The organism is Pseudomonas sp. SID14000, assembly GCF_002165135.1.
Classification (GTDB): domain Bacteria; phylum Pseudomonadota; class Gammaproteobacteria; order Pseudomonadales; family Pseudomonadaceae; genus Aquipseudomonas.
This window is the reverse complement of record NZ_NFZQ01000114.1, coordinates 1-432: the sequence shown is the minus strand read 5'-3', so window position 1 is coordinate 432 and position 432 is coordinate 1. Positions and strand designations below refer to the sequence as shown.

The window sequence follows — 432 nt, the reverse complement described above, 5'->3', positions numbered from 1 at the left end:
ATCTCCACCAGCCCCGCCTCGCGGGTCTCGCCCGGGCCGAAGCGGAGCGAGGAGCCGGCCGGGACGGCCAGGCGCATGCCGTAGGCGGCAGCCCGGTCGAAGCTCAGGCGCGGGTTGGCCTCGAAGAAGTGGAAGTGCGAGGTGACGCTGACCGGGACCGTGGCGTTGTTGGTTACCGGGAGGGTCAGCACGGGGCTCGGCTCGGGGTGGGGCGGGCCCGGGAGCAGGGCGCCGGGCGCCTGGTCGCCGGTGTGGCCGCCACCGATGGGGTCGGTCAGCACGGCGAGCCGGGACCCGTCCTCGAAGACCGCGTCGAGCTGGATCTCGGTCAGCACGTCGGCGACACCCGGCAGCACGTCGTCCGGCCCGAGCACCGCCCGCCCCGCCGCCACCGCCTCCGCCAGCCGCGCCCCGTCCCGCGCCACCTCGCAG

1 protein-coding gene is annotated in these 432 nt (G+C 76.4%); it reads right to left on the bottom strand.

The window, feature by feature from the left end:
- On the bottom strand, positions 1-432 hold a 432-nt coding region (locus CAY82_RS27595; RefSeq protein ID WP_170931141.1), incomplete at both ends, for an urease subunit beta.